Origin of the sequence: Kordia sp. (assembly GCF_050633145.1) — a bacterium.
GTDB lineage: Bacteria > Bacteroidota > Bacteroidia > Flavobacteriales > Flavobacteriaceae > Kordia.
Genome location: NZ_JBOEFY010000027.1, coordinates 56,779 through 82,785 on the forward strand (window position 1 = coordinate 56,779; position 26,007 = coordinate 82,785).

At 33.5% G+C, this 26,007-nt stretch carries 23 protein-coding genes; 17 read left to right on the plus strand and 6 right to left on the minus strand.

From position 1 onward, the window contains the following. Positions 1–123: 123 nt before the first annotated feature. The 6 genes from ACRBBL_RS14475 to ACRBBL_RS14500 all read left to right on the plus strand — a co-directional run bounded on the left by ACRBBL_RS14475 (position 124) and on the right by ACRBBL_RS14500 (position 6,656). On the plus strand, positions 124–906 hold the full coding sequence (locus ACRBBL_RS14475) for a nucleotidyltransferase domain-containing protein (RefSeq protein ID WP_431369783.1): 783 nt from the start codon (positions 124–126) through the stop codon (positions 904–906). Next, positions 899–2,362, plus strand: a complete 1,464-nt coding sequence (locus ACRBBL_RS14480) for a B12-binding domain-containing radical SAM protein (protein WP_431369784.1) — start codon at positions 899–901, stop codon at positions 2,360–2,362. The genes ACRBBL_RS14475 and ACRBBL_RS14480 overlap by 8 nt, the downstream gene beginning before the upstream one ends. After that, positions 2,355–3,140 (plus strand): class I SAM-dependent methyltransferase, encoded by a 786-nt coding sequence (locus ACRBBL_RS14485; RefSeq protein ID WP_431369785.1) that lies wholly within the window; start codon positions 2,355–2,357, stop codon positions 3,138–3,140. Before ACRBBL_RS14480 ends, ACRBBL_RS14485 begins: the two co-directional genes overlap by 8 nt. Positions 3,141–3,388: 248 nt before the next feature. Then, positions 3,389–4,774, plus strand: coding sequence for a B12-binding domain-containing radical SAM protein (locus ACRBBL_RS14490; RefSeq protein ID WP_431369786.1), 1,386 nt, complete (start codon positions 3,389–3,391; stop codon positions 4,772–4,774). Continuing rightward, complete coding sequence (locus tag ACRBBL_RS14495) at positions 4,771–5,520, plus strand: class I SAM-dependent methyltransferase (protein WP_431369787.1); 750 nt, start codon at positions 4,771–4,773, stop codon at positions 5,518–5,520. The genes ACRBBL_RS14490 and ACRBBL_RS14495 overlap by 4 nt, the downstream gene beginning before the upstream one ends. A gap of 29 nt (positions 5,521–5,549) precedes the next feature. After that, on the plus strand, positions 5,550–6,656 hold the full coding sequence (locus ACRBBL_RS14500) for an SGNH/GDSL hydrolase family protein (protein WP_431369788.1): 1,107 nt from the start codon (positions 5,550–5,552) through the stop codon (positions 6,654–6,656). A 258-nt stretch (positions 6,657–6,914) separates the two neighbouring features. Here ACRBBL_RS14500 and ACRBBL_RS14505 read toward each other — a convergent pair whose 3' ends face one another. Together ACRBBL_RS14505 and ACRBBL_RS14510 are read right to left on the minus strand one after the other, a co-directional pair. Continuing rightward, a complete protein-coding gene (locus ACRBBL_RS14505) occupies positions 6,915–8,333 on the minus strand; it encodes a B12-binding domain-containing radical SAM protein (protein ID WP_431369789.1) in 1,419 nt (472 codons plus the stop codon). 30 nt (positions 8,334–8,363) lie between these two features. Next, positions 8,364–9,104 carry a glycosyltransferase family 2 protein gene (locus ACRBBL_RS14510; RefSeq protein ID WP_431369790.1) on the minus strand — a complete coding sequence of 247 codons (741 nt, stop codon included), beginning with the start codon at positions 9,102–9,104 and terminating at the stop codon, positions 8,364–8,366. Between the two features lie 100 nt (positions 9,105–9,204). Between ACRBBL_RS14510 and ACRBBL_RS14515 the strand changes: the two genes are divergently transcribed. Together ACRBBL_RS14515 and ACRBBL_RS14520 are read left to right on the plus strand one after the other, a co-directional pair. Next, positions 9,205–10,638, plus strand: coding sequence for an ArnT family glycosyltransferase (locus tag ACRBBL_RS14515; RefSeq protein ID WP_431369791.1), 1,434 nt, complete (start codon positions 9,205–9,207; stop codon positions 10,636–10,638). Positions 10,639–10,838: 200 nt separating this feature from the next. Beyond that, positions 10,839–11,957 (plus strand): hypothetical protein, encoded by a 1,119-nt coding sequence (locus ACRBBL_RS14520; RefSeq protein WP_431369792.1) that lies wholly within the window; start codon positions 10,839–10,841, stop codon positions 11,955–11,957. A 79-nt stretch (positions 11,958–12,036) separates the two neighbouring features. Here the strand turns inward: ACRBBL_RS14520 and ACRBBL_RS14525 are convergent, their stop codons facing one another. The 3 genes from ACRBBL_RS14525 to ACRBBL_RS14535 are packed head-to-tail and all read right to left on the minus strand — an operon-like array spanning position 12,037 to position 15,007. Further along, the gene (locus ACRBBL_RS14525) at positions 12,037–12,765 is read right to left on the minus strand and encodes a LytR/AlgR family response regulator transcription factor (protein ID WP_431369793.1); all 729 of its coding nucleotides are present in this window, start codon (positions 12,763–12,765) and stop codon (positions 12,037–12,039) included. 25 nt (positions 12,766–12,790) lie between these two features. Then, a complete protein-coding gene (locus ACRBBL_RS14530; RefSeq protein WP_431369794.1) occupies positions 12,791–14,485 on the minus strand; it encodes an ATP-binding protein in 1,695 nt (564 codons plus the stop codon). An 18-nt stretch (positions 14,486–14,503) separates the two neighbouring features. Beyond that, a complete protein-coding gene (locus ACRBBL_RS14535) occupies positions 14,504–15,007 on the minus strand; it encodes a hypothetical protein (RefSeq protein ID WP_431369795.1) in 504 nt (167 codons plus the stop codon). A gap of 217 nt (positions 15,008–15,224) precedes the next feature. Between ACRBBL_RS14535 and ACRBBL_RS14540 the strand changes: the two genes are divergently transcribed. The 6 genes from ACRBBL_RS14540 (at position 15,225) to ACRBBL_RS14565 (ending at position 21,116) form a co-directional block, all read left to right on the plus strand. After that, positions 15,225–16,211 carry a polysaccharide deacetylase family protein gene (locus ACRBBL_RS14540; protein ID WP_431369796.1) on the plus strand — a complete coding sequence of 329 codons (987 nt, stop codon included), beginning with the start codon at positions 15,225–15,227 and terminating at the stop codon, positions 16,209–16,211. A gap of 3 nt (positions 16,212–16,214) precedes the next feature. After that, entirely contained in the window at positions 16,215–17,144 is a 930-nt protein-coding gene (locus ACRBBL_RS14545) for a GNAT family N-acetyltransferase (RefSeq protein ID WP_431369797.1), read from the plus strand. Between the two features lies 1 nt (position 17,145). Then, complete coding sequence (locus ACRBBL_RS14550) at positions 17,146–17,988, plus strand: FkbM family methyltransferase (protein ID WP_431369798.1); 843 nt, start codon at positions 17,146–17,148, stop codon at positions 17,986–17,988. 179 nt (positions 17,989–18,167) lie between these two features. Next, positions 18,168–18,497, plus strand: a complete 330-nt coding sequence (locus ACRBBL_RS14555) for a GIY-YIG nuclease family protein (protein ID WP_431369799.1) — start codon at positions 18,168–18,170, stop codon at positions 18,495–18,497. A gap of 437 nt (positions 18,498–18,934) precedes the next feature. Beyond that, on the plus strand, positions 18,935–19,984 hold the full coding sequence (locus ACRBBL_RS14560) for a glycosyltransferase (protein WP_431369800.1): 1,050 nt from the start codon (positions 18,935–18,937) through the stop codon (positions 19,982–19,984). Then, positions 19,977–21,116 (plus strand): lipopolysaccharide biosynthesis protein, encoded by a 1,140-nt coding sequence (locus ACRBBL_RS14565; protein WP_431369801.1) that lies wholly within the window; start codon positions 19,977–19,979, stop codon positions 21,114–21,116. The genes ACRBBL_RS14560 and ACRBBL_RS14565 overlap by 8 nt, the downstream gene beginning before the upstream one ends. Positions 21,117–21,651: 535 nt before the next feature. On the opposite strand, the gene ACRBBL_RS14570 is transcribed toward ACRBBL_RS14565, so the two are convergent. Then, on the minus strand, positions 21,652–22,488 hold the full coding sequence (locus ACRBBL_RS14570; protein WP_431369802.1) for a 2OG-Fe(II) oxygenase: 837 nt from the start codon (positions 22,486–22,488) through the stop codon (positions 21,652–21,654). A 159-nt stretch (positions 22,489–22,647) separates the two neighbouring features. On the opposite strand from ACRBBL_RS14570, the gene ACRBBL_RS14575 reads away from it, so the two are divergent. From ACRBBL_RS14575 to ACRBBL_RS14585, 3 genes are all read left to right on the plus strand, one after another. Next, on the plus strand, positions 22,648–23,700 hold the full coding sequence (locus ACRBBL_RS14575) for a hypothetical protein (RefSeq protein ID WP_431369803.1): 1,053 nt from the start codon (positions 22,648–22,650) through the stop codon (positions 23,698–23,700). 86 nt (positions 23,701–23,786) lie between these two features. Further along, entirely contained in the window at positions 23,787–24,689 is a 903-nt protein-coding gene (locus ACRBBL_RS14580; RefSeq protein WP_431369804.1) for an ExbD/TolR family protein, read from the plus strand. A 72-nt stretch (positions 24,690–24,761) separates the two neighbouring features. Next, entirely contained in the window at positions 24,762–25,787 is a 1,026-nt protein-coding gene (locus ACRBBL_RS14585) for a metallophosphoesterase (RefSeq protein ID WP_431369805.1), read from the plus strand. Positions 25,788–26,007 lie beyond the last annotated feature (220 nt).

A 26,007-nucleotide genomic window follows, 5' to 3' on the forward strand; every position in this document is an offset into this window, starting at 1 on the left:
GTGAGTGCCTTAAGAACTATATTATATTTTTCCCTCTTTAAGTACCCGTTAACGAGAACTGAAATCTTTCAATTTTCGAATAATACGGATCAAAAAGAAATTGATAGTGAAATTGATTTGCTATTGAAAAAAGGCATCATTTTTAATTTTGACGGTTTTTATATTGATGTAAATAATCCTGATCGTGTAGAACGCAGATTGAAAGGAAATGAAATGGCTCGAAACATTATGCCCAAAGCAATAAAAGTTTCGAGAAAAATAGCCAAATTTCCGTATGTAAAAGGTGTTTGCTTGTCTGGCGCATTATCAAAAGGGTTTTATGATGATGATGGTGATTTTGACTTTTTCATTATTACAGAACCAAATCGTTTGTGGATTGCCAGAACACTTCTTGTTTTATACAAAAAAATATTTTTACTGAACTCTAAGAAGTATTTCTGTGTCAACTATTTTATTAGTACAGATAAATTGGAGATTTCTGAACAAAACTTGTTTACTGCTACTGAAATTGCAACACTTATTCCTTTGTATGGAACAGATGTTTTTAATGACTTTTTAACGAAAAATCAATGGGCGACTCCTTATTTTCCAAATAAACCGTCTCCTAAAATGAGTACGATTAGAGATACTGAAAAAGGCTGGTTTTCTAAAATGATTCAAAATGCGTTTAATGGTTCATTTGGATTAAAATTAGATCAGTACTTACAAAAATTGACGATTAAAAAGTGGAGAAGAAAGTTTAAGAATTTAGCTCAAGAAGACTTTAATATTGCCATGAAATCAACAAGGCATGTATCAAAACATCATCCACAAAACTATCAAAATAAAGTCATTACACGTTTAAACGAACGTTACAGTGAAGTTATAAAAGAATACAATTTGAAATATCCCGAAAAACATGCTTGATGTTGTTTTTTCACATTCCTATTACTATAAGTTTGATGCCAAACAATGGAAAAATCAAACACCATATCCGCCATTAGGAACTTTATATGCTGCTTCGTATTTACGCGAAAACGGATACACTGTTGGTGTGTACGACGCCAACTTATTAGACGATCCAAAAACGATTCAACCGTATTTAGAAGCACACAAACCTAAAACATTTGTATTATACGATGATGGCTTTAATTATTTGACAAAAATGTGCTTAACTACGATGCGTGAAGCCGCTTTTGAAATGATTAAAATTGCTAAAAATCTAGATTGTCATATTATTGTTTGTAGTTCTGATTCTACAGATCATTACGAAAAATATTTGGCTGCTGGCGCGGATTTTGTGATTCAAGGTGAAGGCGAAATTTCGTTGAAAGAATTGGTAGATGCATTAACGAATAATGAAGACACTTCACAAATAAAAGGTTTGGTTTTTGAAAAAGATGGCGAAATTATCAAGAATCCAAAACATCCTGTATTACGCGATTTAGACGAATTGCCAATGCCTGCATGGGATTTAATTGATATTGAACCCTACCGAAAAATTTGGGAAGCTGGCGGAAATGAATTTACGCTCAATATGGCAACTACACGTGGTTGTCCGTTTAAATGTAATTGGTGTGCGAAACCGATTTATGGAAATCGTTACAACTCACATTCGCCCGAATACATTACAAAACACATAAAATATTTAAAAGAAAAGTACGGTGTCACGCGTTTTTGGATGTGTGATGATATTTTTGGTTTGAAGCCGAATTGGGTTCAAAATTTTAACCAAGAACTCAAAAAAGAAAAACTTTCAATTGCATATTATATACAAAGTCGTGTTGATTTGTTATTGAAAGAAGATACGATTGAAGCCTTAGCTGAAAGCGGACTCGAAGAAGTTTGGGTTGGTGCAGAAAGTGGTTCGCAAGCTATTTTGGACGCGATGGACAAAGAAACCAAAGTGGAGCAAATTTATGAAGCAACACGCTTGTTGAAAGAAAAAAAGGTACGCGTTGCTTTCTTCATTCAGTTTGGCTATTTGGAAGAAACCAAAGAAGACATTCAGAAAACAATTGATATGATTAAAGAGTTGGTTCCTGATAATATTGGAGTCTCGGTTTCATATCCACTTCCGGGAACTAAATTTTACGATAAAGTCAAAGATGATCTAAAGTTAAAAGCCAATTGGACAGATTCTGACGATTTAGCTATGATGTTTAAAGGAACGTACAACACTCAATTTTATAGAAAATTGCAACGCTACGTTCACAAAGAATTTCGTAAAAGTCAAGCGACTCAAAACTTTAAGAAATTCTTTAAAAATCCATTTTCAATTTCTAAATCGGAGTTGCGTTCCATGATTTTGTTTGGGTATTATGTACCTGCTGCTTTTATTGACAAAGTTCAACTTAAAAATATGGAGAATACCAATGCATAGTGATTTTGATATAGCTGCGCCGCAGTATGATGATATTTTTACCTATTCAAACATAGGAAAAGCACAACGAAAACTTGTTTTCAAGCATATTAACTCTATTATTCAACAAGATAAAAAACTATCTATTTTAGAACTAAATTGTGGGACTGGAGCAGATGCAATTGAATTTGCAAAACTGGATCATGATGTTATTGCAACCGATATTTCCGCAGGAATGATTGAAGTTGCAAAAGCAAAATCGCATCCAAAAAATATAACATTCAAAGTACAAGATATCAATACAATCACGAAAGATACGTTTGACAGAAAGTTTGATTTTATTTTTTCAGATTTTGGAGGAATTAATTGTTTATCATACGAGCAATTACAAACATTCTTCAAAACTGCTGCCGATCTTTTACTTCCTAACGGAAAAATGTCGATTGTATTAATGCCAAAAAATTGTCTTTGGGAGCGCATGTATTTCACCTTAAAAGGAGATAAAGCCAAAGCCACTCGAAGAAACACAACCGAAAGTATTGTTGCCAATGTAGACGGTGTTGGCGTAGCAACTTGGTATTACAACCCACAAGACGTTTCTGCAGCAGCGAACGATTTTTTCACGACAAAAAAAGTAAAACCAATCGGAGTAACCATTCCGCCATCGTATTTAGAACAATCATTTGTGGCTAAATTTCCTATGCTAACTATTTTTAAAGGATTGGATGCTGTGTTAACGGCTTCATCACTTGCAAAATATGCGGATCACTTTTTGATTACTCTAGAAAAGAAAGGGTGATTTCTGGTTTCTGCATCTCGACTACGCTCGATGTGACAGTTTCTTATTAAAAAGTAAACCGTTTTTTACTAAACTCATAACTTTTAAAATCACAAACCATTTTTATATTCTAAATAAGCATGTACAGTAATTCAAATTTTAGAAGTCAATAAAACATCTTTATATTTACAAGCAACAAAACCTAAAATAAATTGCGATTAGCAATTTCAACCTAACAACGAACAACAGACAACCAACAACTAAAAAACATGAGCATCATTCTCACACATACCTATTATCTTTTTGAAGATGAGAAAGAGCAAAGCATCATGCGTCCGTATGCGCCGTTGGGATTGTTGTATATTTCGTCTTATTTGAATGAAAATAAAGTGGAGAATCATGTGTATGATTCTACGTTCTACTCCAAAAAAGAACAGTTGCGCTTTATTGAAGAGAAACAACCAAAAGCTATAGCTATTTACACAAACTTGATGACGAAAATAAACGTAATTAAGTTAGTTAAAATCTTAAAAACAGATGCTACGTATGGTTTTCCAAAAATTATTTTAGGCGGACCAGATATTACGTATAATTGTGAAAATTACTTGAATACAGGTGTTGATTTTTTAATTATTGGCGAAGGTGAACAAACGACTTTAGAATTGTATAAAGCCATTGTAAATGATGCCGATTATAGTGAAATTCATGGAATAGCGTATTTAGAAAATGGTGAAGTTGTTAAATCGCCTGCACGAATGCGCATGAAAAGTTTGAAAGAACTGCCATTGCCAAACAGAGCTGCCATTCCTGTAGAAAAATATTTGAATGCTTGGAAAACGCATCACGGACAAAGCTCTATGACCGTAAGTACGCAACGTGGTTGTCCGTATACTTGTAAATGGTGTAGCACGGCGGTTTATGGACAAAGTTACCGCAGACGTCCGCCAAATATGGTTGCTGCAGAATTGAAAATGCTGAAAGAAACCTATAATCCTGATGGAATTTGGTTTGTGGATGATGTATTTAGCGTAAGCCACAAATGGATTGAATTGTTTCATGAAGAAGTCATCAAGCAAAATGCTATTATTCCATTTGAATGTATTACACGTGCCGAACGTTTGAACGATCATATTTTACAACTATTAAAAGAAGCAGGTTGTTTCCGAATTTGGATTGGCGCAGAAAGTGGTTCACAAAAAATCATTGATGCCATGGATCGCCGTGTTGATGTAGATGTGGTAAAAGAAGCCATTCAAAAAACCAATGCGCTTGGTATGGAAACAGGAACGTTTATTATGGTTGGTTATCCTGGTGAAGATGAACAAGACATCAACGAAACCATTGATTATTTAAAAGCGGCAAATCCAACACATTTTACCATTACGGTTGCTTATCCGATCAAAGGAACTTCGTTATATAACGAAATTGAAGATAAAATTACTGTGCAACCAGAATGGGACACGTCTACCGATAGACAAATTGATTTTACACGTACATATTCGCGAAAATTTTACGATTTTGCTGTCCGCAGAATTGTGAATGAAGTCAACTACAATAAGGAATTGCTAAAAGGAAAAGATCGAAGTTTGCTCGCGTCTGTGAAATTAAAAACAAAGTCTTTACTAGCACAAACTGCCATGAAATTATATAAATGAAATTAGATTTTAGCCGTATAACTCAACAAGAAAACGTCTATTATTTGACGCCTGAAGATGCTAGTTTTTCTAAGTATTATCTTGCTGTGCGCGAAAAAGAAAATCGTATTTTGACTGATGTAGAAGTTCGTAAGTTGCCATATATAGATCGTGATGAGTGGCCGTATCGCATCAAATCTACAGAACGATTTTTAGCGTATGTAGCCGAAGAGAATGATCCAATGGAGATTTTGACTATTGGTTGCGGAAATGGTTGGTTTTCTAACAAAATTGCAGAAGTTGACACAAAACATGAAGTCATTGGTTTGGATGTAAACCGTGAAGAATTGGAGCAGGCTGCGCGTGTTTTCAAGAAAAAAAATCTACATTTTGTGTATGCCGATATTTTCAAAGCTTCCGAATACTTTCAAAGAAAGTTCGACATCATCACACTCAACGGAGCTGTTCAATATTTTGAGGATTTTGAAGGTTTAATTTCGCTCTTGACTACATTTTTAGCAATTGATGGTGAAATTCATATCATTGACAGTCCTTTTTATACAACAGCTGAAATTCCTACTGCAAAAGAACGGACCAAAGCCTATTATACAGAACTTGGTGTTCCAGAAATGGCAGCACATTATCACGCACATCACAAGAACTTTGTCAAAAATTTTGATATCCTATATACATACAAACGAAATATTATACATAAGATTCTAGGTAAAAAAGATTCGCCCTTTTCTTGGTATGTATTAAAAGGGTAAGACAAATAAGAAATATAAAATCATCCAACATGAAGCTTTTTTCAAAACGATTCCTTAAAAAACTAGCATTCTCAGGAGTGGTAACACTTGTATTGTTGATTATTGCCGAAATTATACTTTCTGCACTACAAATTTTTCCAACTGATTATTATACAAATACACCAAATTCTGGTTTTGTTTGGGAAATTAATCCTGATGAAATCATCGGTATCGATCAAGACTCTGAAGTTATTTTTGATGAATTAGGCGCGCGTTCTATCTCAAATCACAAAGATGCTTCACATAAGATGATTGTTTTTGGAGGAAGTACCGCAGCATGTTTTGCATTGACACAAGAAAAATCTTGGCCTGCCTTGGTTGAAAAAAAGTTAGGTGATCAGTATTGGGTTGGAAATTTTGGACGCCCTGGAAACAATAGCAGTCATCACGTATTGCAGTTTAAGCACATGCTTGAAAAACCTGAATTGAAAGACACGAAAACGGTATTGGTAATGCAAGGTGTAAACGATTTGGTTGCGTATTTAATCTCTTCGGAACGTTATTTAAACATGCCTCAATTGAAACTAAAAAAGTTTGCATTTCAACACATTCCAGACGATCATTTATCATGGCATAGACGATTAACGTTATATAAATTAGCTTCGAGAGCAAAGAAAAACATTTTGTTCTATTTTAACCACAAAGACCATTTAACCAAAACAGTTTTAGACATTAGAGACTTAAGAAAGAAATCTAAAATTATTGAGGAATTGCCTGATTTAACTGCTGGTTTAACACGTTACGAAGCAAATGTTAAAGCTATGATACAACTGGCAAAAGAAAAGAATGTCCGATTAGTTTTTGTCACACAAGCAACAATGTGGAAACCTAATTTAGAGCCACAATATGAAGAATTAATGCTTACAAGCGGCTTTCAAAACAACGAAGCTTTTTATAGCACAACAGCATTGTATGGCGGAATGGAACTGTTTAACCAACGATTGAAAACTATTTGTGCGCAAAACAACATTCCATGCATCGATTTGCAATTACCTAAAACGACAGCATCATTTTACGATGATTTTCACTTTAATGAATCGGGTGCAGAGTTAACCTCTGATCAAATTACGAAAGAGTTGAAAGTTATTTTGGAGTAAGCTTTGAACAGAGATTCATAGTACTTCTCGATACAATTTTTCTTCATTACATTACGAAAAACCACTCGAAGTGACGTTTTGTATATGAAACGTCTTTGCGAAAGTTTTGCTAGCACTGAGCGGAGTCGAAGTGCAAAAACTTGTGGCAATCTGTTTCTTAAGCTACAGATTAGTTTGTCATTCTTTCTCGTAATAACGTATCAAAAAAATCTAAAGCAAAGCGTATCTAACATTCTAAGAGCGATAGCGTCTAAAAACCTAAGCAAGTTGTTGTTTCTTAAAGAATTTATCTACTATTTTCTTCTCTACAGGAACATTGAAATATTTATGTTTACAGCGCCATCTCGCTAGTAATTGCAATGGTTTATAAATCCACTTTTGATTTGAATATGCAAATTTTAAATAGAACTTGAATTTTTCAAAGAAATCATACTTCTCTTTACTTACCCAAGGTCCAGATGAACCTACAAAATCAAAATCGGACCATTCGTGAACGGTTTCTGGAAGCTTGTATCCTTCTTTCACCACATTATCCGTAATTGTAGTTCCTGGATAGGGTTTAAAATAGAAAATTGGTGTATGAAAATTTGGATGCATACTATTTAAATCCAACGCAACTTTTACCGTTTCTTCAATACTTTTATCTGTTTCTTCTGGGAAACCAACGATAAACGGGAATTGTACCGCAATACCTAAGTCTTTGCAACGTTCGGCACACATATATACCTGCTCAACTTTGATATCCTTTTTCAACCAATTCATCATTTCTTGCGAACCAGATTCTACTCCAATCAACAAACGTCTTAATCCAGATTTAGCACAGATTTTAAAATCTTCCACGGACATTCTTGAACCTTGATCGGCACGCATTGTCGCTGCCCAAGTAATATTTAAGCCTTTCTCAATCATACGTTCCGAAATCTCAATAACTCGATCTCTGTATGTAAAATAGGTTTCATCTTGAAGATTCAAATCTGTAAACTTATATTTTTTATGAAGTTCTGCTAATTTATTCACCATAATTTCTGGCGAAATAGCAGTCCATTTTCTATTATATACAAAAGGATCGGCACAAAAAGTACATCTAAAATAGCAACCTGTAGAAGAAATATAATCAAGTTGTCGTCTCCCTTTCTTTTCAAAGTATTTTTCAACATCAATCAATTCGTAATTGATATCTGCAAACGTATCCATTGCTACAATCACACGTGGTGGATTTTTAATAATCTCACCTTCGTCATTTCGGTAACAAATTCCCTTTACGCCAGAAACATCCCCAGTAGTTGCATACGCCTCTACCAATTCTTTAAACGTATCTTCTCCTTGTCCTTGTGCAGTAACATCAATACAAATTTCATCTTTCAAGGTTTGTTTTGGAAACAAAGAAGTATGCCATCCGCCCCAAATTACAGGAATATCTTGGCGCATTTTTTTAACAGCTTGCGTCACAGACAAAGCATCTTTTATAGGTCTTCCCGTTAACACAGTTGTACCAAAACACAAAGCCTCATCAATATGTTTATTAATGCTTTCTAAAGGATTTTTATCAATACGACCATCAACAATGATGACTTCATATTTCTCAGGATCGAGAACAGATCCAATTGCCAACAAGGCAAGCGGCATATCAAAAAATACGGCTATTGGATTGTACAATAAGATTTTATGCTTTTTCAAATCGGGCGATTTTTTTATAAAGATACTTAACTATTTGAATATTTTGAATGACTTTATTTTCTTTTTGTGTAAAAAGTATTGAATTGAGACCTTTAAAACTCCTAAACCATAGGTAACACTGCGTTGAAAATTGATCGATGAACTTTCGCTAGAATAGGTTGTTGGACAGGTAATTTCAGCAATTTCAAAACCTTTATTAAATATTTGACACAACATTTGATTGTCGAAAATAAAATCGTCAGAATTATGTTCTAAAGCTAGTGAATTCAACACTTCTTTTGAAAATGCTCGGAATCCTGTATGATATTCAGATAATTTCTGATTGATGACAATATTCTGAAACAAGGTTAAAAAACGATTGGCAATATATTTATACATTGGCATACCACCGCGCAATGCTCCTTTTCCCAAAATTCGTGATCCCATTACAACAGGATATACATCATTTGCGATTAAATACGCCATAGAATGCACCAACTTTGGTGTGTATTGATAATCTGGATGCAGCATTATTACAATATCGCCTCCTAACGATAATGCCTTTTTATAACAGCTCTTTTGATTAGCTCCGTATCCTTTATTTTTATCGTGTTTCACTACATGTTCAATTCCTAACTCCTTTGCAACTCGTATGGTTTCATCGGTACTATGATCGTCTACCAATACAACTTCATCCACAATATCAAACGGGATTTCGTTGTAGGTTTTTTGCAAAGTTTCCGAAGCATTGTATGCAGGAAGTACAATAATTACTTTTTTGGAGTTTATCATGAATTTTATCTTAATTGCGCATAAAACACAAAAAATATTCCTAATTTTTTACGATCGACAATTTAACAACTATATTTATATACGCAAAACAAAACTAGCATTGAAATTACAAAAATTCACCGCACCTTTTTCTCAGAATTTAATCCTGTTCATCATTCCATTTTTCTTTATCACAGTATTGGGAATTATAGGTTTTGATGGTTTGTACGGACAAGATTCTTATGAATATTTACGCTACACAAATGCTATTCAAGAATATATGACAGATGGTGTACATCCTGGGAATTATTTTTGGCCAGTTTTATACCCAACTTTAGGAAGCCTACTTGGTTTTATTTTTGGAAGCGCACTTGCTTTACAATTGATTAGCTGCATTAGTTTTTCAATTGCCTGTGTGTATATTTTAAAAACGATTCGACTTTTATATCCGAAAGCTTCCTATCACTTTTTCTATGTATTGATTTTTGCAGTTTTCTGTCCGTTTCTACTTAAGATGGGACTTATAGTTATGTCTGATGCATTAACGTTAGTTTTTGTTGTTTTATCATTCTATTTTTTCTTTAAATCGTATCATAAAAAAACAAGCCTTACTCCTATTTTTATCTTTGCAACTTGTGCGTTAATGACGCGTTATGCTTCATTATTCATCACTTTTCCAATCATTATATATGCATTGTATTTAGTGTGGGAACGAAAAAAGTTTGTACAATTAATCATAGCAACTTTAGTAAGTGTTGTTGCGGCAATTCCGTTTCTTATTTTTCAATGGGGCGCATTGTTTGAAGCATCTTCGAATTACTTTTTACAAATTTGGTCCGTTGGTAATTATTTCAAATCGAGTTTTACAACTCAAGATGGCACAACAACTTATATGTTTCCCAATTTGATTCATGCATTGTCTGTGTTTTTTCATCCCGGATTTATCTTTATTGGAAGTGTTTTAAGTTTGATAACGCTTAAAAACTACAAATCACTCTTTACATTCACTCAAAAGATACTATTGATTTGTAGCGGATTGTATATTCTATTTTTAGCAGGAATTCCGTTTCAAAATCCACGAATTATTGGCTTGGTATTTCCGCTCATTTTAATCTTATTATTTCCTGCATTTTCCAAACTGATAGAAATAAAACTAATCAAACGTTTTTTAGTTCCAATTGCTGTAGTTTCTATTGCATTGCAACTCACATTTTTCGCAATCACATTCAAACTTATCTTTACGCGTACCATTATAGAAAAAGAATTGGCAACCATGATTCAGCCTTATCAAGGCGAGACTTTATATAGTTTCGATGTAGATTTAGCAATGGAAGGTCGCGGATTGGATTTTGAATTTAAAAATCTATATTTAGAACGATACGAGAACTTTCTACCAAACGATTTAATTTTGTTTGATCCAGCGCGTTACGAAGTGCAATGGAAAGGCAAAACGCCCATGCAAAACTGGGAATTTATTGAGCAAAATTATCAATTAAAAGTATTAGAAACTCATTCACAGGGATGGAAATTGTATCAGATCTTATCTGAAAAGTAATTCTTCAAACACATACAATACTACTATTCGCTTTTAATTTTATTCACCTCAACTCAAAGCTGAAACTCTTGAGGTTATCAAAACCATAACATACTACAAGTCGTTTATAACATTGCTCCTGTCGTCTGTAGCATTTTTCACATATGACTATGGTTGACACTATACTTTTATGTCAATTATAAACCAAAAATCATACGATTATGAAACAAAAAGTAACTGTAACTACAGCAGAGAAAGACCTACAAAACACTGATGTAAGTTTAAACGGAACGTACCCATGGAACAGTATTTACACAAATTTGTTGCGAAGCAATGAGTTTTCTGCCTGGGGAAATTGGAGTCTGAATCCAAATATAAAAATTGGACTTACAGGTATTTTGAATCCGCATACAGGAACATTTGATGCAACGGGAGATACACTTCCATTGGGAGAAGAAGATATTGAAAGCTTAACAAGAGCCGATTTATGGAAAGTACAATCAGATCACATGAAACAAACAAGTACGAATGTTGATGTTACTGTTGCAGGAGGTGAAACGGAAGCAGGTACTAAACTGAGTTGGACGTTTGGCAGAAAACGATCTGTATTGTCAAAATTTGTACGTAGTAAAGATGTAAGTATGCTATCGCCCATTACATTGCTTGAAAACAATATGAGTTGGTTGAAAGAGCAAGCTGACGATCTTGGCATGACAAACCATGAAGGCATAACGCAAAGTTTTTGTGTAGTTACAAAGGTATACTATGCAAGTAGTGGATTGAATGTAGGCGCTGAATCAGAAGATACTACATTTTCTTTGTCAGGAACTGTAGAAGGTATGACAGGAATGTTTACACCATCAGTATCAGCAAGTGCAGGATACACTTCTGAAGAGTATACAAAAACTGTAGATAAACATTTGTGCCCAGTAGGACCTAACGCAACAGCTTCTTATGAAGTGCCTGTAGGATTCGAAGTAGCATCATTTGACGGTACTATTGTAATGCCAAAATGGACACATAAGTTTGAGAAGTTAAACTTAGCAGTAGATAATCATTATGGAGGCACATATATTGCTGATTCTACATTAACGTATGAGGTAGACGGTGAGGTTATTGAGGAAACAAGATCTACATGGGGCGGAGATACAAGTCATTATCTGATTCCGTTGAATGCAACTAATTTACAATTAAAAATAGATTTTGAAGCTAGTGGTGATGTAGAGTATCACTTTAATTGGAATAATCCGTTGGTGCAATGGCCATCGGGAAGTAGAAGAATAAAAATGACAGGTGTATGGCCGTGGAAACCTAAAGCTATTGATTTAGAGGCTTCATAATTTTCACAAAAGGTATTTAGTAAAACGATGATGATATGAGGCTGTGTTAAAATTTTTAATGCAGCCTCTATGTTATATGCTATTTTATAATTTTATACTTATCAAAAAAAGCTGCTTTATACGCTCTGCCTAGCGTAATGGTTTTGTCATTTTGTAAAATAATTAAGTTATCGTTAGGATGTACTTCTTTTATCATGTTACAATTGATGACGTAATTACGATGAACCTTAATGAAGGTACTTGGCGATAGTATATTGAGAAAGTCTTTTAATGATATTTGTGAGATGAAAGAATTTGTTGCTGTATGTATATTGCAATATCTACCTTCTACTTCTATGTAAATAATATCGTTTTGCGTTACTTTATAAAAGACATTCTGTTTTTTAAAAAAGAAAGGTGTTTCTATATTGGATAGATCATTTTTCCTAGCATTATTTTTTTCTAATATTAATTCAATGGTGTATGCTAATTCTTGTTCATTAAAGGGTTTTAGTAAAAAACCATACGGATTTGTGATTTTCGCAGCTTCAAAAACTGAGCGATCAGAACTTCCCGTAAGAAAGAGAAAAGGAATAGATTGTGAGGTATCTTTTGCAACTGTTTTGGCAAACGTAATACCTTCATGTCTTCCATGTATATAAATATCAATGATAAGAAAGTCAAAATTTTTAGCCGCAAACATTTCTAATGCTTCATGTAGTGTGCTCGCTCTATCAGTAGTGAAATTTTGAGCTTCTAAACTTTCTTTTAAGATGGAAGCTTCAAAATCGTCATCTTCTAAAATGAGTATGCGTATCGTATCTGACATGGTTAATGAGTTTATATAATTGGCTTTATTTTTTATTTTCTAAAGATAGAACTATTGTAGTTCCGACATCTTCTTTGCTTTGTATTTTTAGTGTTCCACCTAAGCGGTCTGTAAATAAATGACAAATACGCATGCCCAATCCTGTACCGTGATTTTTCGCAACAGTATTGTTGGGTAGTGTTGGTATTTTTAATTGTTGAATATCCTGTAAGATAGAAGCTTTTATACCAATACCATTGTCTTTTACAATAAATACAGTGCGGTGTTGATTCTGCATAGCTGTGATAGAAATAGTTCCTCCTTTTGGTGTAAATTTCACTGCATTATCTAGTAAATTTCGAATAATAACTTTTAGCATGTTTTGATCGGTATACACTATAGTATTAGCAGGAATTTCTAATTGTAATTGTATTGCTTTGCGTGTTATAACAGGTTTAAACAATAATGCTGTAAAACTTACCAATTGATGTGCGTTGTGTACATCTTTATATATTGCCAACTCAGTGTCTTGTAGCCTAATCCATTGTAGTAAATTGTCTAACAATCGATACATGGTATTGGCAATTTCGTTGTTTTGTTTTAAGAGTTTGTGTAAAGCATTAGCGTCTTTTTTAGCATGTGCTTTAGTTAATGAATTTCCAGTTGCCATTAACTGATGCATAGGCGCACGTAAATCATGCCCTAAAACAGTGAATAGATCGTTTTTAAATCTATTTAATCTATCTAAATTTTTCTTTTGCTTTTTTAGTTTTAAACTAAAGAAACCTATAATGATAACAAGACTAAATAATAGCAATGCTAATAGGATGTAGTTTTGTTTTCGTTGTTGCTCATTAAGAAACCGTTCTTTGTGTATTGCTACAGCTGTTTCTTTTTGTTTTTGCGCAAGTTCCCAAATTTTATCTCTGCTATAAATACTGTCTTTAATAAGTTCGTAACGTTTTCTATAGGCAAGTGCCTCCGAAAAATTTTTTCTATTTTCCTCTACTACAGACATATTCTTCAATGCACTTTCCAACACATCTAAATCCTTGCTCTTTTCAGCAAATAGCAGCCCCTTTTTAAAGTATGAAATAGCGAGACTATCTTTGTATTGTTCGTAATACAGGTTTCCAATATCTAAACTCGAAAGCGCTAGATTTAAGGTATCTTTTTTTTGAAGATCCAATTCATAACTTTCTAGCAAGTTAATTTCTGCTTGCGTGTAATTTTTAAGATGCAAATAGCTTACACCTAAATTATGATAGTTTTGACTAGCATTAAAACTAGATTGCACATTGTATTGCTCTTTTTTCCAAGCTTCTAAAATTTGTACCGCTTTCTTAAAGTTTTCTGTGTAAAAATAAAGTTCTCCCAAATTAGAATAGACATGCGACAAAGAAGTAATATTTGCATTATTAGCATACTTAAGCGCAATATGTAAACTCTCTACAGCTGGTTCATACAACTTTTTCTCTTTCAGTATTTTACCTTTTAAGCAATATAAAATAAAGAGTTCTTGCTCGTTTTTATAGCTTTCTTGTTCAATACTTTTAGTAATATTGACAAGTGCTATGTCTATTTTATTATCAAAGAAATAAGTATGCGCTAAATGAAAATCGTCTTTGGAAGACGCGTCCGTTTTACAAAAAGAACATACAGAAATAACTTCTTCTTGAAATGGACTAATTGTAGTTTGCTCTACAAAAAATGACGCGATCAGAATGTATATGTAATTCATGTGAAAACATCCTAATTGCTATTTTGTTTTTTTGGCTGTAGTTACTGTTCCTCTGCTTAGTTCTGGATCAACATTTTGATCAAAAAGAATTACAGCCTCCGCATTTATTGCATAAATTGCATTTAGCACTGTATACTTTACTACAATAAGGTAAAATTCATAATTACTAGGAGTACTATCTTCACAATCATATACTATTTCAAAATTTCTGCAAATTACTTTTCCTTCATAATTAGTTGTTGTAATATCGGTTGGAGTACGAGATAATCCATTGTATTTTAAATGCACTTTATTTTCAGTACTTAAAGCAATTGCGCTTTGTATGTCTGTATTCGATTTCAGACTAGTTCCTTCTGGAATGCACGCAACAATATTCATTAAATACGTATGCTCTTCATCTGTAGGTTTTACAGATACCAAAGGATCAAATATTGAGGTTTCTAGCCCTGGTTTAAAAGGAGTTTCATTTAGTTTTTTAAATAGTTCTATCTGTAGTTGAAGTCCAGCAAGCTCTTGTATCATAATAAGCAGGTTATTGAGAATTTAAATTTAATTAATATTCTCAAGATAACGCATCATATATCTAAAAAATCCTACATACCTTGTCATTAAACTAGAAAGCACACCATGCACCTTTTATAGAAATTGTTTTCTAAGTATTCCAAAAAAGATTAAAACAATAATCTTAATTTTATTTACATAGTAAGTTATATATTGCACATAAAAACAGTAAGAAAGTATGCTTTGGATGCGTATCAAATATCGGCTAGGATTACTCTACAAAACTGTATTGTTCAAACTTGGTTTTGGCAAATTATTGCTGAAAGATCGCTATGGCGAACGAATCTTGATTTATCACGGAATTGATGCAGTTGGTGAAACAAAATACAATAGCCGATTTATCTCAAAAGTATTCTTTGAAGAATTCATCAAGCATATTACCACACATTACAATGTGATTTCCTTGGATGATTTCTATCAGAAAAAATTTAAAAAAGACACACTCAATATTGCGCTTACATTTGATGATGGCTATTTAAACAATTACAAATACGCAGTTCCGATTTTAGAAAAATACAAGGTTCCTGCGTCTTTTTACATTACAACCATTCATGAAAAAGCACCGTATTTATGGGCAGATTTTCTCGATTTAGTTTCCTATCACACTGAAAAAAAAGAAGTGATTTTAGAGCAAAATCGCTATCAAAAAAATGATAAGAAAGAATTTATTTGGAATGGCACTTCCATGAAAAACAGTGCCAAATCATTACCATACGATGTACTAAAAACGATCTATGAAGTTTTTAAAGACGATTGGAAAGTATTGCCTACAGAAGATTTAGAAGACTATTGGAAACTCATGAATGCAGAACAGATCAAAGAAATTGCAAACAATCCATTGTTTACCATTGGCGCACATGGCGAAACACATGCTAATTTGGTAGACATTCCACTCTCAGCAGCCAAAAAAGAAATTTTAAACAGTAAAAAACAACTTGAAACTATCTGCGAACAACCAATTACGGAATTCGCATTTCCGTTTGGATATTACAATCAAGAATTGGCTGACTACTGTACCGAAGTCGGATATGACAGATTATTATTGGTAGATTACAATACTAAAAAAGATGCACAAAACGAAACTTGGCAAAACCGATTTGTCATGAATCCGTACATTTCTATGGAACAACAATTAGCCTGTTTATTAAAAGGTTCTTATTTTTAGAAAATGATCGCATACAAAGAAATATACCAACTCAAACGTGTAGATAACAACGATTTTCCCGCGATTAAAGAACTCTTTTGGAAAGTCTTTAAAAAGAAAGTCACACTCAAGTATTTACAAAACAAATACAATACGTCGTATGTTGGCGTTAATTACATCTGTAGCATTGCGTATTGCGATGATATTCCTGTTGCTTTTTATGGTGCTGTTCCGCAAAAATTCAAAAATAATGATCGTGAAATTTATGTAGCACATGCTTGCGATTCGTATACATTGCCTAATCATCAACGGAAAGGTTTGCATAACGCATTAGCAAAATTTGCGTATGAAATTATGAAAGAACACGACATGAAATATGTATATGCTTTTCATAGTGCAAACACCTATCGCAGTACAAAAAAGCTAGGCTGGAAAGAACACGAAAACTTACAGCGTTTTCATATAAACATCAATACGTTTCCTATTGGAAAAGTGCTCAACAAATTCCGTTGGACAAACATATACGATGCTTTCTTTAAGCAGAAAGTTTCTCCAGAAGCCATAAAAAAACTGACTTCAGCACATCCAGAAAAATATCGATTGAAGTTTGATAAAAATTTTATCGATTACAAAAATAGTTTCAAAAGTCATTACTGTGTAGAAATTGAAGGTTGTATATTTTGGTTAAAAATTCAGGCCATCATTCATGTTGGAAAATTCTATGCACCATCTGCGGAAGCGTTACAAAAAGCCATTAAAAAGCTAAAACGAAAAGCATTTTTCTCAGGAATTACGGAATTACTATTTCAAGTAGATCAAGATTCTACGATGGCGGCACAATTACAAACCATTGCACAACCCAAAGAATCGTGGTTGGTTGGTTATTTGGATTTTGACCCAGAAATCGACTTAAAAGACTTTATATTTACCTACTCAGATTTAGATACATTTTAGCATGCAAATTCAGCTTAAAAACCAAACGTTTCAGGTAGATCCTGGGCAAAACAAACACTATTGGTCATATATAAATTCGATTGATTGGGAACCGCATACGTTTGCCATTTTTGATCATTTTGTCAATAAAAACTCTGTGGTATTAGATGTTGGTTCGTGGAGTGGCGTGTTAACGTTGTACGCAGCAAAAATTGCCAAAGAAGTGCATGCGCTCGATCCTGACCCTGTGTGTTTTTCTGAGTTGAATAAAAATGTAGCATTGAATCCAGCTGTAGCTGATAAAATAAAAACGTACAAAACGGCAATTTCAGACACTAAAGAAACCGTCCGTTTGTCTGCACGTGAAACTTATGGTGCTTCATCAAGTAGTATTTTAGAACGCAAACGCGACACAGAAAATTCGCTAGAGTTAAAAACAATTTCGTTAGCTGATTTTTTAGAACAAGAAAACATTCAACAAGTAGATTTCGTTAAGATGGACGTAGAAGGCGCCGAATTTCGAATTCTACCTACGATTGGAAAAGCGGTAGAAAAAGTAAATTATCCGACATTATATATTTCATTCCATTATAGTTTTTTGAATGAAAATCTGTATCACAAAAACATTCCATCGGTATTTTTAAATAAATTATTAATTCGATTGGAAAACACCTTTGGATTTTCTGTATTTAAAAAGCGGATTCGAAAAGAAATTGCGAATCTATATCAAGATTTAAAAGCATATACATACATTTATAAAAGTGATGGAACACAGATTACTTTTGATGATTTAGCACGCAAACCCGAATTGATTAAGGAAACCGATTTGGTGTTTACGAATACAAAATGGGTAACAGCAAACTAAGAATAATCAAGTGGGTTCCGCAACAGGTGCGGAATGACAACTCGGAAGCAAACTGTCATTCCTGTGTAGACAGGAATCCAAAACAACAATAAATAAAAACTAGATTTCGCAATAAATGCAGAATGACAACTCGGAAGTAAAATGTCATTCCTGCACAGGCAGGAATCCATTAGTAAACTATGTATAAAACAATTCATCAATACTATGTGTATATCCTTTCCAATAAAAAGAATGGAACATTGTATATTGGTGTTACTAACAATTTAGAAAGAAGAATATTTGAGCATAAGAATAAGTTAATTGAAGGATTCTCAAAAAAATATGGTTTAAGTAAGCTAATATATTTTGAAATTTTTCAACATATTGATGAAGCAATAGCAAGAGAAAAAAGATTGAAGAAGTGGAAACGACAATGGAAAATAAATTTAATTGAAGAAAAGAATCCTAATTGGAATGATTTAGCTTCCGATTGGTCAACAAACATGGATTCCGCAACAAGTGCGGAATGACAGATCAAACATAAATTGTGATTCCTTAGCAAGCAAGAGTCCACAATAAGTACTAAATATTGAGTCAAACACTAACTGTCATTCCTGCGCAGGCAGGAATCCATAAACAATAAACAAAATAGATTCCGCAACAAGTGCGGAATGACAGATCAAACATAAATTGTGACTCCTTAGTAAGCAGGAGTTCACAATAAGTACTAAATATTGAGTCAAACACTAACTGTCATTCCTGCGCAGGCAGGAATCCATAAACAATAAGCAAAATAGATTCCGCAACAAGTGCGGAATGACAGATCAAACATAAATTGTGACTCCTTAGTAAGTAGGAGTTCACAATAAGTACTAAATGTTGAGTCAAACACTAACTGTCATTCCTGCGCAGGCAGGAATCCATAAACAATAAACAAAATAGATTCCCGCTTACACGGGAATTAAAAATGAACAAAACAAACCAACATATCGTATTTTTAACACCAGGTTTTGCAGCATCTGAAAATGATTCTACGACAATTCCTGCATTGCAAGTGTTTCTAAAAAGTATGCGGAAAGCTTTGCCAAATGCGAAGTTGACAATCCTTTCGTTTCAGTTTCCGTTCACTAAAAAAAAATACGATTGGTATGGCATTGAAGTGATTCCGTTGAATGGACAGAATAAACGTTTGAAGAAATTACAAACTTGGCGAAAAGCAACAAAAACACTTAAAAGAATTCATAAAACACAAAAAATTGATACGATTCATAGTTTTTGGATTGGCGAATGTGCACGTATCGGAGAAAAGTTTGCAAAAAAATTCAATGTCAATCATGTAGTGACTGTCATGGGACAAGATGCATCTATCAAAAATTCGTATGGAAAGCTTCTATTGAATTCAAACGCAAAAATTGTGACGCTTTCTGAGAATCATCAAAAAGCATTACAAGTCAACTACGATTTAAACTCCAACATTATTCCTTGGCATTTAGATGTTTCCGAATTTCCTGAACTGCAAAAAAACACAATTGATATTTTAGGTGTTGGTTCTTTAAATACAATCAAAAATTACGGCGATTTTATCGATATCATTTCCGCCCTAACGAAAACACACAAAAACCTCAACGTAGAAATTATTGGTGAAGGTTATATGCAAAACGAAATTGAAACCAAGATTAAAAATCTACAATTAGAAGACACAATTACCTTAACTGGAATCCTACCTCGAAAAGAAGTATTTCAAAGAATGGCACAGTCGCAACTATTGTTACACACAAGTATGTACGAATCATTCGGATTTGTGTTTTTGGAAGCTTTATATTCGGGAATGCAAATCGTTTCACATAATGTTGGACTCGCAAAAGCTGCTGAAAACTGGCATGTATGCGAACATAAAATTGATTTGATTGAAGCGTGTTCAAAGCTACTTTCGAAAGAAAACATTCAAAAAAAACGTATTACATTAAGTACCGAAACTGAGACCATCAACGCCTATTTATCTTTGTACCATGCATAGATTAATCACCATAGGAATCAACACGATTCAAGGATTTGCCAATCCTGCGTTCAACTTTTTGATCGTAGTTTTTGGTATAAAAGTCTTTGGAAAAGCCGAATGGGCAAGTTTGATCAATGTGATGTTGTGGGTGTTTTTTGTTTCGTTCGTTTTTGGTTGGGGAAATCGCGATCATTTGTTGCGTGCATACAGCGAAAACCCAAGTAAAATGTATCACTCTTTTTTCAGTAATTTACTGTCCAGATGTTTGCTTTTACCCTTCGCGGGAATTTTCTTTTTGTTCTTTCCTTCACAGATCGCTATTTGGGCTATTGCATTGATTTGCATATTAGTTCTGTATAATTCTTTAAGTACTTTGGTCATTTATCATCAAAAATTTGGCGCACAATTACTCGCAGAAATTATTGGATTTGGGCTAATTTTCGGAAGTATCTTTTATATAAAAACATTCAATCTAGAAACCTTCTTACAAATCTATGTCCTTGCTACATTTGTTAAATTGGTTATCTTAAGTTTACAATTAAACTTATGGAAAGAATCATTTTCTGCTAAAATTTCATTGCAGGAATTTAAATTAGGATTGCCCTTTTTTATACTCGGATTGAGTGGTTGGTTGATTTCCAAAACAGATATTTACATCGTAGATCTTTACTTAGAACCGTCGCAATTAGCCGAATATCAATTGCTCATTACTGCCTTTTTAATGTTACAAGCTTTGGCTGCTTACATTACAATTCCTTTTACCAAACATGTATATCGTGTATCGAATGAAGTGGTACAAAAAATAAAATACAAATTATACTTAGTTTCGCTTCCACTTACCATTCTTGGTGGATTTGCCATTTGGTTTTTGATGGAATATTTTGTCAAATTAGGCTTTAGCTATGAATATTATATTGTTGGCGCATCGATTGCTTTGCCGTGTTATTTTTACACTTTAAACATCATGGAATTGATGAAAAATCACCAAGAACGCACCATCATTTATATTAGCTTTTTTGCTTTTTTAGTGAGCATCAGCTTGATTTTTTTATTGATTGAAACTTATGAGATTTTAGGCGTTTTAATCAGTGTTTCTTGCACACAATGGCTTGTATTGATTGTGTATAAGTTGCACAGGAAGTTTTCTTAGAAAATGTTAAATTTTGAATGTTTTTAGCTTGTTTGTAGACATGAGTTAAAAACTTGCGCTAGCGTAGAAATAAAAGGAAATTGTTTTTAATAATCAAACGTCAGTTCGTGTGATTTTTCGCAATAAAATGAAGAAAAATTGTATCGAGAATAGCTTGAATAACCAGTTCATTTTATGTTCTACAGTAGATCTCGATACTAATTTGTTGCACAAATTCACTCGATCTGACGATTAGAATACAATACAAAAGTACAAGAGTGAAACGTGTCTAATAATCTAAAAACAAAGTGCGTCTAACTATCCAAGAGCGCTAGTAAGTCTAGAGATGTGTAATAAGATATTAGTATAGAGTAAATTTAAAGTGTTATTGTTACAAATAGTTACTAGTAAAGAAACAGATTGCCACACATTTTTCTAAAATGCTCGCAAAGACGTATCAAAGAAGTCTAAATATCTAAGAGCAAAGCGATACCAAAGCGAAGCGTGACTAACAGCGTAAGTGCATCTAAAAATCTAACAGCACAGCAAGTCCAAATTACTTTTTCTTCCGTTGAAATAAATTCAGTACTTTACTAATAAAATCATCATTAATTCCAAAGGTTCCTTTTACCCACGTATATGCTGCAATCATTTTTTTATCGAGCCAAATCCAAACCGCTCTAAAACCATCGCCTGGACGTGCACGATAATTGGTAGATCGTCGTTTAAACGAACCCGTTTTTTCTTCTGTGAAGTAATACAATGCAATCGATTTTCGCGTGACATCTTCTGGACAGGTAATTGGATCAGGGAAACCGTGATATGAGTCTTCATCCGTATTAAAAATGACAATTCGATTAAAGATAGGTTCAATCTTCGCAGCACATTTCGACATGTCTTTTTCCCAAAGTTCCAATGCGCCACCATACGAAGTGTCCCAGTCTTTATTTAAATACACCAACACATTTACACGACGACGCCATGTTTTTTTGTGTGGATGTACGGTAAAATCAGCATGAATATTTAAAAAACCACCTTTTTCACTTTGATGAATTCCTCCACCTTCAATCGTAGTGTCTGGTAATAAATTTGGAATTCCTGTGAGGTTTTCTAAGTAGGTGATAAATTCAGGTGAATTCAATTCTTTAATAATTCCGTCACGAATAAATTCAGGAATTAATTCAAGCTTGTTCAATCCGTGTTTTTTTTCATTGACATGAATATAATGAATCCAACCTGCGTCTTTAATTTTCGGAAATACATCTAAGGCTTTTTCCGCCGCAGCGGTTTCTAAAAAATTGTCAACCACAATATGCGGATACGGCGAAGCACTTTGATAACTTTCAGTATCAGTCGCTAATCGTGTATTCCATTTTGAATAATCAAAAATCATAAGTGGGTTTCATATTTTCGTGCTAAATGTACTGAAAATATAATATTTTAACCTAGCCCTTTATCATGCTTTTTTTTAAAATTTCGAGAAACAAAAAATGTCAGCAACGACTTTTTGTTTATTATATATTTTTAGTTTCTTTGTTTGAAACACTTCTCTATGAAATATGTTCGACTTGTTAAAATTAACCTACTAGTGTTAAGTGGATTGTTATTAATCTTAGCAATTATAATGTATTATATGGAAGTACATCGCATCCAAACATTTTTTTCATTTACAAGTGAAAAGCAATCAGAATATTTTATTCCAGATTCTACAGCAATGTTTTTACATAAACCTAGTATTCATCTCTATGATAATTGGGGAACACCACAACAAAAAATTTCTACCGAACGGCGTACTAATAATTTAGGTTTTCGAGATGATGATGATGCTACTGAAAAAAAGCCTAACGAATTTCGCGTACTAGTTGCAGGCGATTCACATACCGATGGTGTTTTACGCTACAACACACAATCTTTTGTAAACATTTGGGAACAGAAATTAAATGCAGCAGACACAACCACATATTATAACTGTATGAATGGCGGTGTTGGTTATTACACATTTCGCAACTACCATGGCTTTTTAAAAAAGTTTGCTTATTTACAACCTGACGTCTTTTTAATCAATGTGTTTACAGGAAATGATTTTCGAGAAACTGTCAAGTTTGAAGACGATCGAACAAGTATTTCTAACATCTATAAAAGTTGGCACATGCGCTTTCGAAGAAAATTTCAATCTGCCGAACAGCAAGCATTTCCGTATATTCAAGGTATAGAACAAATGTTATTTTACGAGTCGTTCCCTGACGAAAAAGAACGCTCTATGGACATCGCCAAAAAATACTTATTGCAAATCATAGCGTTGTGCAAGCAAAAAAAAATTCGACTCATTGTGACCTTATTGCCTTCAAGATTGGAAGTGAAACCAGAATTTCATAAGCACATACAAACATTATTCGATCTCGATACAGAAATCATGAACACCAATATAGAATTAACCGAAACGTTGATCGATTTCCTAAAAGAACAACAAATTGAATATCACAATTTAACGCCTGTTTTACAAAATAAAACTGAAAAACTGTATTGGGATGAAGATTTACACATCAACCCAAAAGCACATGAATATATTGGGGAGTTTTTATATGATACCATTGTTCTTGATTGATGATTAACTACTGTTGACTTCTTTCTTTTCTCACAAACTCACAAACGTTTCTTATATTTAATCACTTAAATATTACAGCATCCTTTATGAAAACATACATAGCCATTATTACTTTATTGATTGTGAATTTTACAATGGCACAAGACAACATAGAAGTTCCAACTTTTAAAACTGTTCAAGTCAATTCGTATCCAAGCGATTATATTACCATTGTTGTTGATAAAAAAGGGCATATTATGCTTGGAGGTGAAAAAATAAAATTGAATACACTAAGAGCAAAAGTATCTGAATTGTTGTATGATGGAATAAATCACAATATTGGGTTGAGTGTTTTCTTTTTGACAGAATTGGTTGCTGACAAAGACATGCCATACTCAAAATTAGTTCCTGTGTTGAATGAGCTTCGTAAAATGGCTACTTATCGTGTTCTTTTTGCTTGCAATTCTGAGACGCATCAAAGAATTCCAAGAAGAAAAACAACAGGGTTTCAATACAAACTTCAACCTGACAAAAATGCTAAATCTGTTGTGGAAGCAGTTTTTAAAAAGATGGAAGCAGAAAAAAAGAAAAGTAATCCAAATGAAACGGAAGAAGCTTCAATGATTCCGCCACCACCACCTCCGCCACCACCATTGCCACATTTTTCACGTGAACTTTTAGAAAAAAGTTCTGAAAAAATGGAATCAAAAGTGATTGTAATCAATCATAAATCATTTACTATTGACAATCAAGAAATGTCGGCAGCACAACTTGCAGAAAAGTTTATGTTGTGGAATTCAAAAAAGAAAATCGCATACATTTTAGAGCCTAGCAAAAATTGTACATACGAAGATGTAGTAACACCGATTGCGCAGCTATTGACTGTATTAAAAATCATCCGCGACAAAGAAAGCCTGCATCAGTTCGGCAAAGAATATAGTGTATTAGATCCTTATCAGAGAAGTGACATAAGACACAAATTTCCTTTTATCATGGTTTTTGATGAGTAGTAATTTTTGGCTTACTTTTAAAAGATATCTTAAGCAATTACTTTACAGCGGATAGTTTCAAACAAAAAACAAATGAGCAAAACATATATAATAGGCGACATTCACGGTTGTTACGATGAATTTATCGAACTCATGAATCAAATTGGAGTTACTGATAATGATTTAGTGATTTCTTTGGGCGATATTGTCGATAGAGGAAATAAATCGTTAGAACTCTATCATTATTTTAAAAATAGAACGAACTCAGTTGTGTTGATGGGAAATCATGAGCGCAAACACCTCAACGGAGTTTTGAGTTATTCGCAAGAGATTGTAAAAGTGCAATTTGGTGACGAATATGAAGATTTTCGCAAATGGTTAGAAACACTTCCCTATTATTATGAAACGCCAGAAGCAATGATTATTCATGCCTTTTTTGAACATGATAAATCCTTGTATGAACAAAAAGAAGAAGTACTTGCAGGCACCACTTCGGGCAGCCGTCATTTGGAAGGAAAATATGAAGAAGGCACGTATTGGTCCGATTATTATACAGGCGAAAAACCAATCATTTACGGACATCATGTTGTTGGCGATGCTCCAAAAATAAAAAACAATACCTACGGAATTGACACTGGCGCCTGTCACGCAGGAAAATTGACTGCAATTGAATTGCCTGGTTTCAAAGTCCATCAAATACAAGTACAAACCGATCATTGGAAAGAACAGCAATCAAGCTGGCAAATTCCTGTATTGGAAGCCAAAGATTGGGAGCATATGAAGATTGATCAGGTGTATCGACAACTAGACAAACTCGGTTATAAAAAAGAAGCTAACATTCAAGCGTTTCTCACAAAACAACGCAATTGGATTCAGGAAATAGAAAACGTACGTATCACAATTCAAACAAAAATTGAAGCACTTACCAAAGAGTTGATTCAAAAACATGGAGATAATTTCAATCAAGAAGTTGCCAAATTGAGTTATCGATCGTTTGTGTTTAAAGCGAAAGCAGGAACTTTACAACTATCCGATATAGAGAAAACATTGTATACACCTCAAAAAATACTCGATTTAGCCAACGAATTACAAATTGAGAAAATTCCAACACGGAACTAAGGGTATAATTCTAATTTTTCATTAAAAACTAGAACTTATTGTAAAATTTCAACAGAAGCACAAGCTTCAAAATTGCATATTTGCTTGGTTTATGCTACATTTATATAGTTTTGAGAGTAAAAAGTCCCCTAATTCACGTTGCCAAACGTGCTAATAAACCCGAATGTAAAACCAACTTTTAAGAAATCGTATGCACTTTTCTGACTATATTATAGCAGCC

Excerpts from the sequence above, each read along its gene's own strand:
- ACRBBL_RS14480 (WP_431369784.1), top strand. The coding sequence starts at position 899 with ATGCTTGATGTTGTTTTTTCACATTCCTATTACTATAAGTTTGATGCC.
- ACRBBL_RS14485 (WP_431369785.1), top strand. The coding sequence starts at position 2,355 with ATGCATAGTGATTTTGATATAGCTGCGCCGCAGTATGATGATATTTTT.
- ACRBBL_RS14490 (WP_431369786.1), top strand. The coding sequence starts at position 3,389 with ATGAGCATCATTCTCACACATACCTATTATCTTTTTGAAGATGAGAAA.
- ACRBBL_RS14495 (WP_431369787.1), top strand. The coding sequence starts at position 4,771 with ATGAAATTAGATTTTAGCCGTATAACTCAACAAGAAAACGTCTATTAT.
- ACRBBL_RS14500 (WP_431369788.1), top strand. The coding sequence starts at position 5,550 with ATGAAGCTTTTTTCAAAACGATTCCTTAAAAAACTAGCATTCTCAGGA.
- ACRBBL_RS14510 (WP_431369790.1), bottom strand. The coding sequence starts at position 9,104 with ATGATAAACTCCAAAAAAGTAATTATTGTACTTCCTGCATACAATGCT.
- ACRBBL_RS14520 (WP_431369792.1), top strand. The coding sequence starts at position 10,839 with ATGAAACAAAAAGTAACTGTAACTACAGCAGAGAAAGACCTACAAAAC.
- ACRBBL_RS14525 (WP_431369793.1), bottom strand. The coding sequence starts at position 12,765 with ATGTCAGATACGATACGCATACTCATTTTAGAAGATGACGATTTTGAA.
- ACRBBL_RS14530 (WP_431369794.1), bottom strand. The coding sequence starts at position 14,485 with ATGAATTACATATACATTCTGATCGCGTCATTTTTTGTAGAGCAAACT.
- ACRBBL_RS14535 (WP_431369795.1), bottom strand. The coding sequence starts at position 15,007 with ATGATACAAGAGCTTGCTGGACTTCAACTACAGATAGAACTATTTAAA.
- ACRBBL_RS14540 (WP_431369796.1), top strand. The coding sequence starts at position 15,225 with ATGCTTTGGATGCGTATCAAATATCGGCTAGGATTACTCTACAAAACT.
- ACRBBL_RS14545 (WP_431369797.1), top strand. The coding sequence starts at position 16,215 with ATGATCGCATACAAAGAAATATACCAACTCAAACGTGTAGATAACAAC.
- ACRBBL_RS14550 (WP_431369798.1), top strand. The coding sequence starts at position 17,146 with ATGCAAATTCAGCTTAAAAACCAAACGTTTCAGGTAGATCCTGGGCAA.
- ACRBBL_RS14555 (WP_431369799.1), top strand. The coding sequence starts at position 18,168 with ATGTATAAAACAATTCATCAATACTATGTGTATATCCTTTCCAATAAA.
- ACRBBL_RS14560 (WP_431369800.1), top strand. The coding sequence starts at position 18,935 with ATGAACAAAACAAACCAACATATCGTATTTTTAACACCAGGTTTTGCA.
- ACRBBL_RS14565 (WP_431369801.1), top strand. The coding sequence starts at position 19,977 with ATGCATAGATTAATCACCATAGGAATCAACACGATTCAAGGATTTGCC.
- ACRBBL_RS14570 (WP_431369802.1), bottom strand. The coding sequence starts at position 22,488 with ATGATTTTTGATTATTCAAAATGGAATACACGATTAGCGACTGATACT.
- ACRBBL_RS14575 (WP_431369803.1), top strand. The coding sequence starts at position 22,648 with ATGAAATATGTTCGACTTGTTAAAATTAACCTACTAGTGTTAAGTGGA.
- ACRBBL_RS14580 (WP_431369804.1), top strand. The coding sequence starts at position 23,787 with ATGAAAACATACATAGCCATTATTACTTTATTGATTGTGAATTTTACA.
- ACRBBL_RS14585 (WP_431369805.1), top strand. The coding sequence starts at position 24,762 with ATGAGCAAAACATATATAATAGGCGACATTCACGGTTGTTACGATGAA.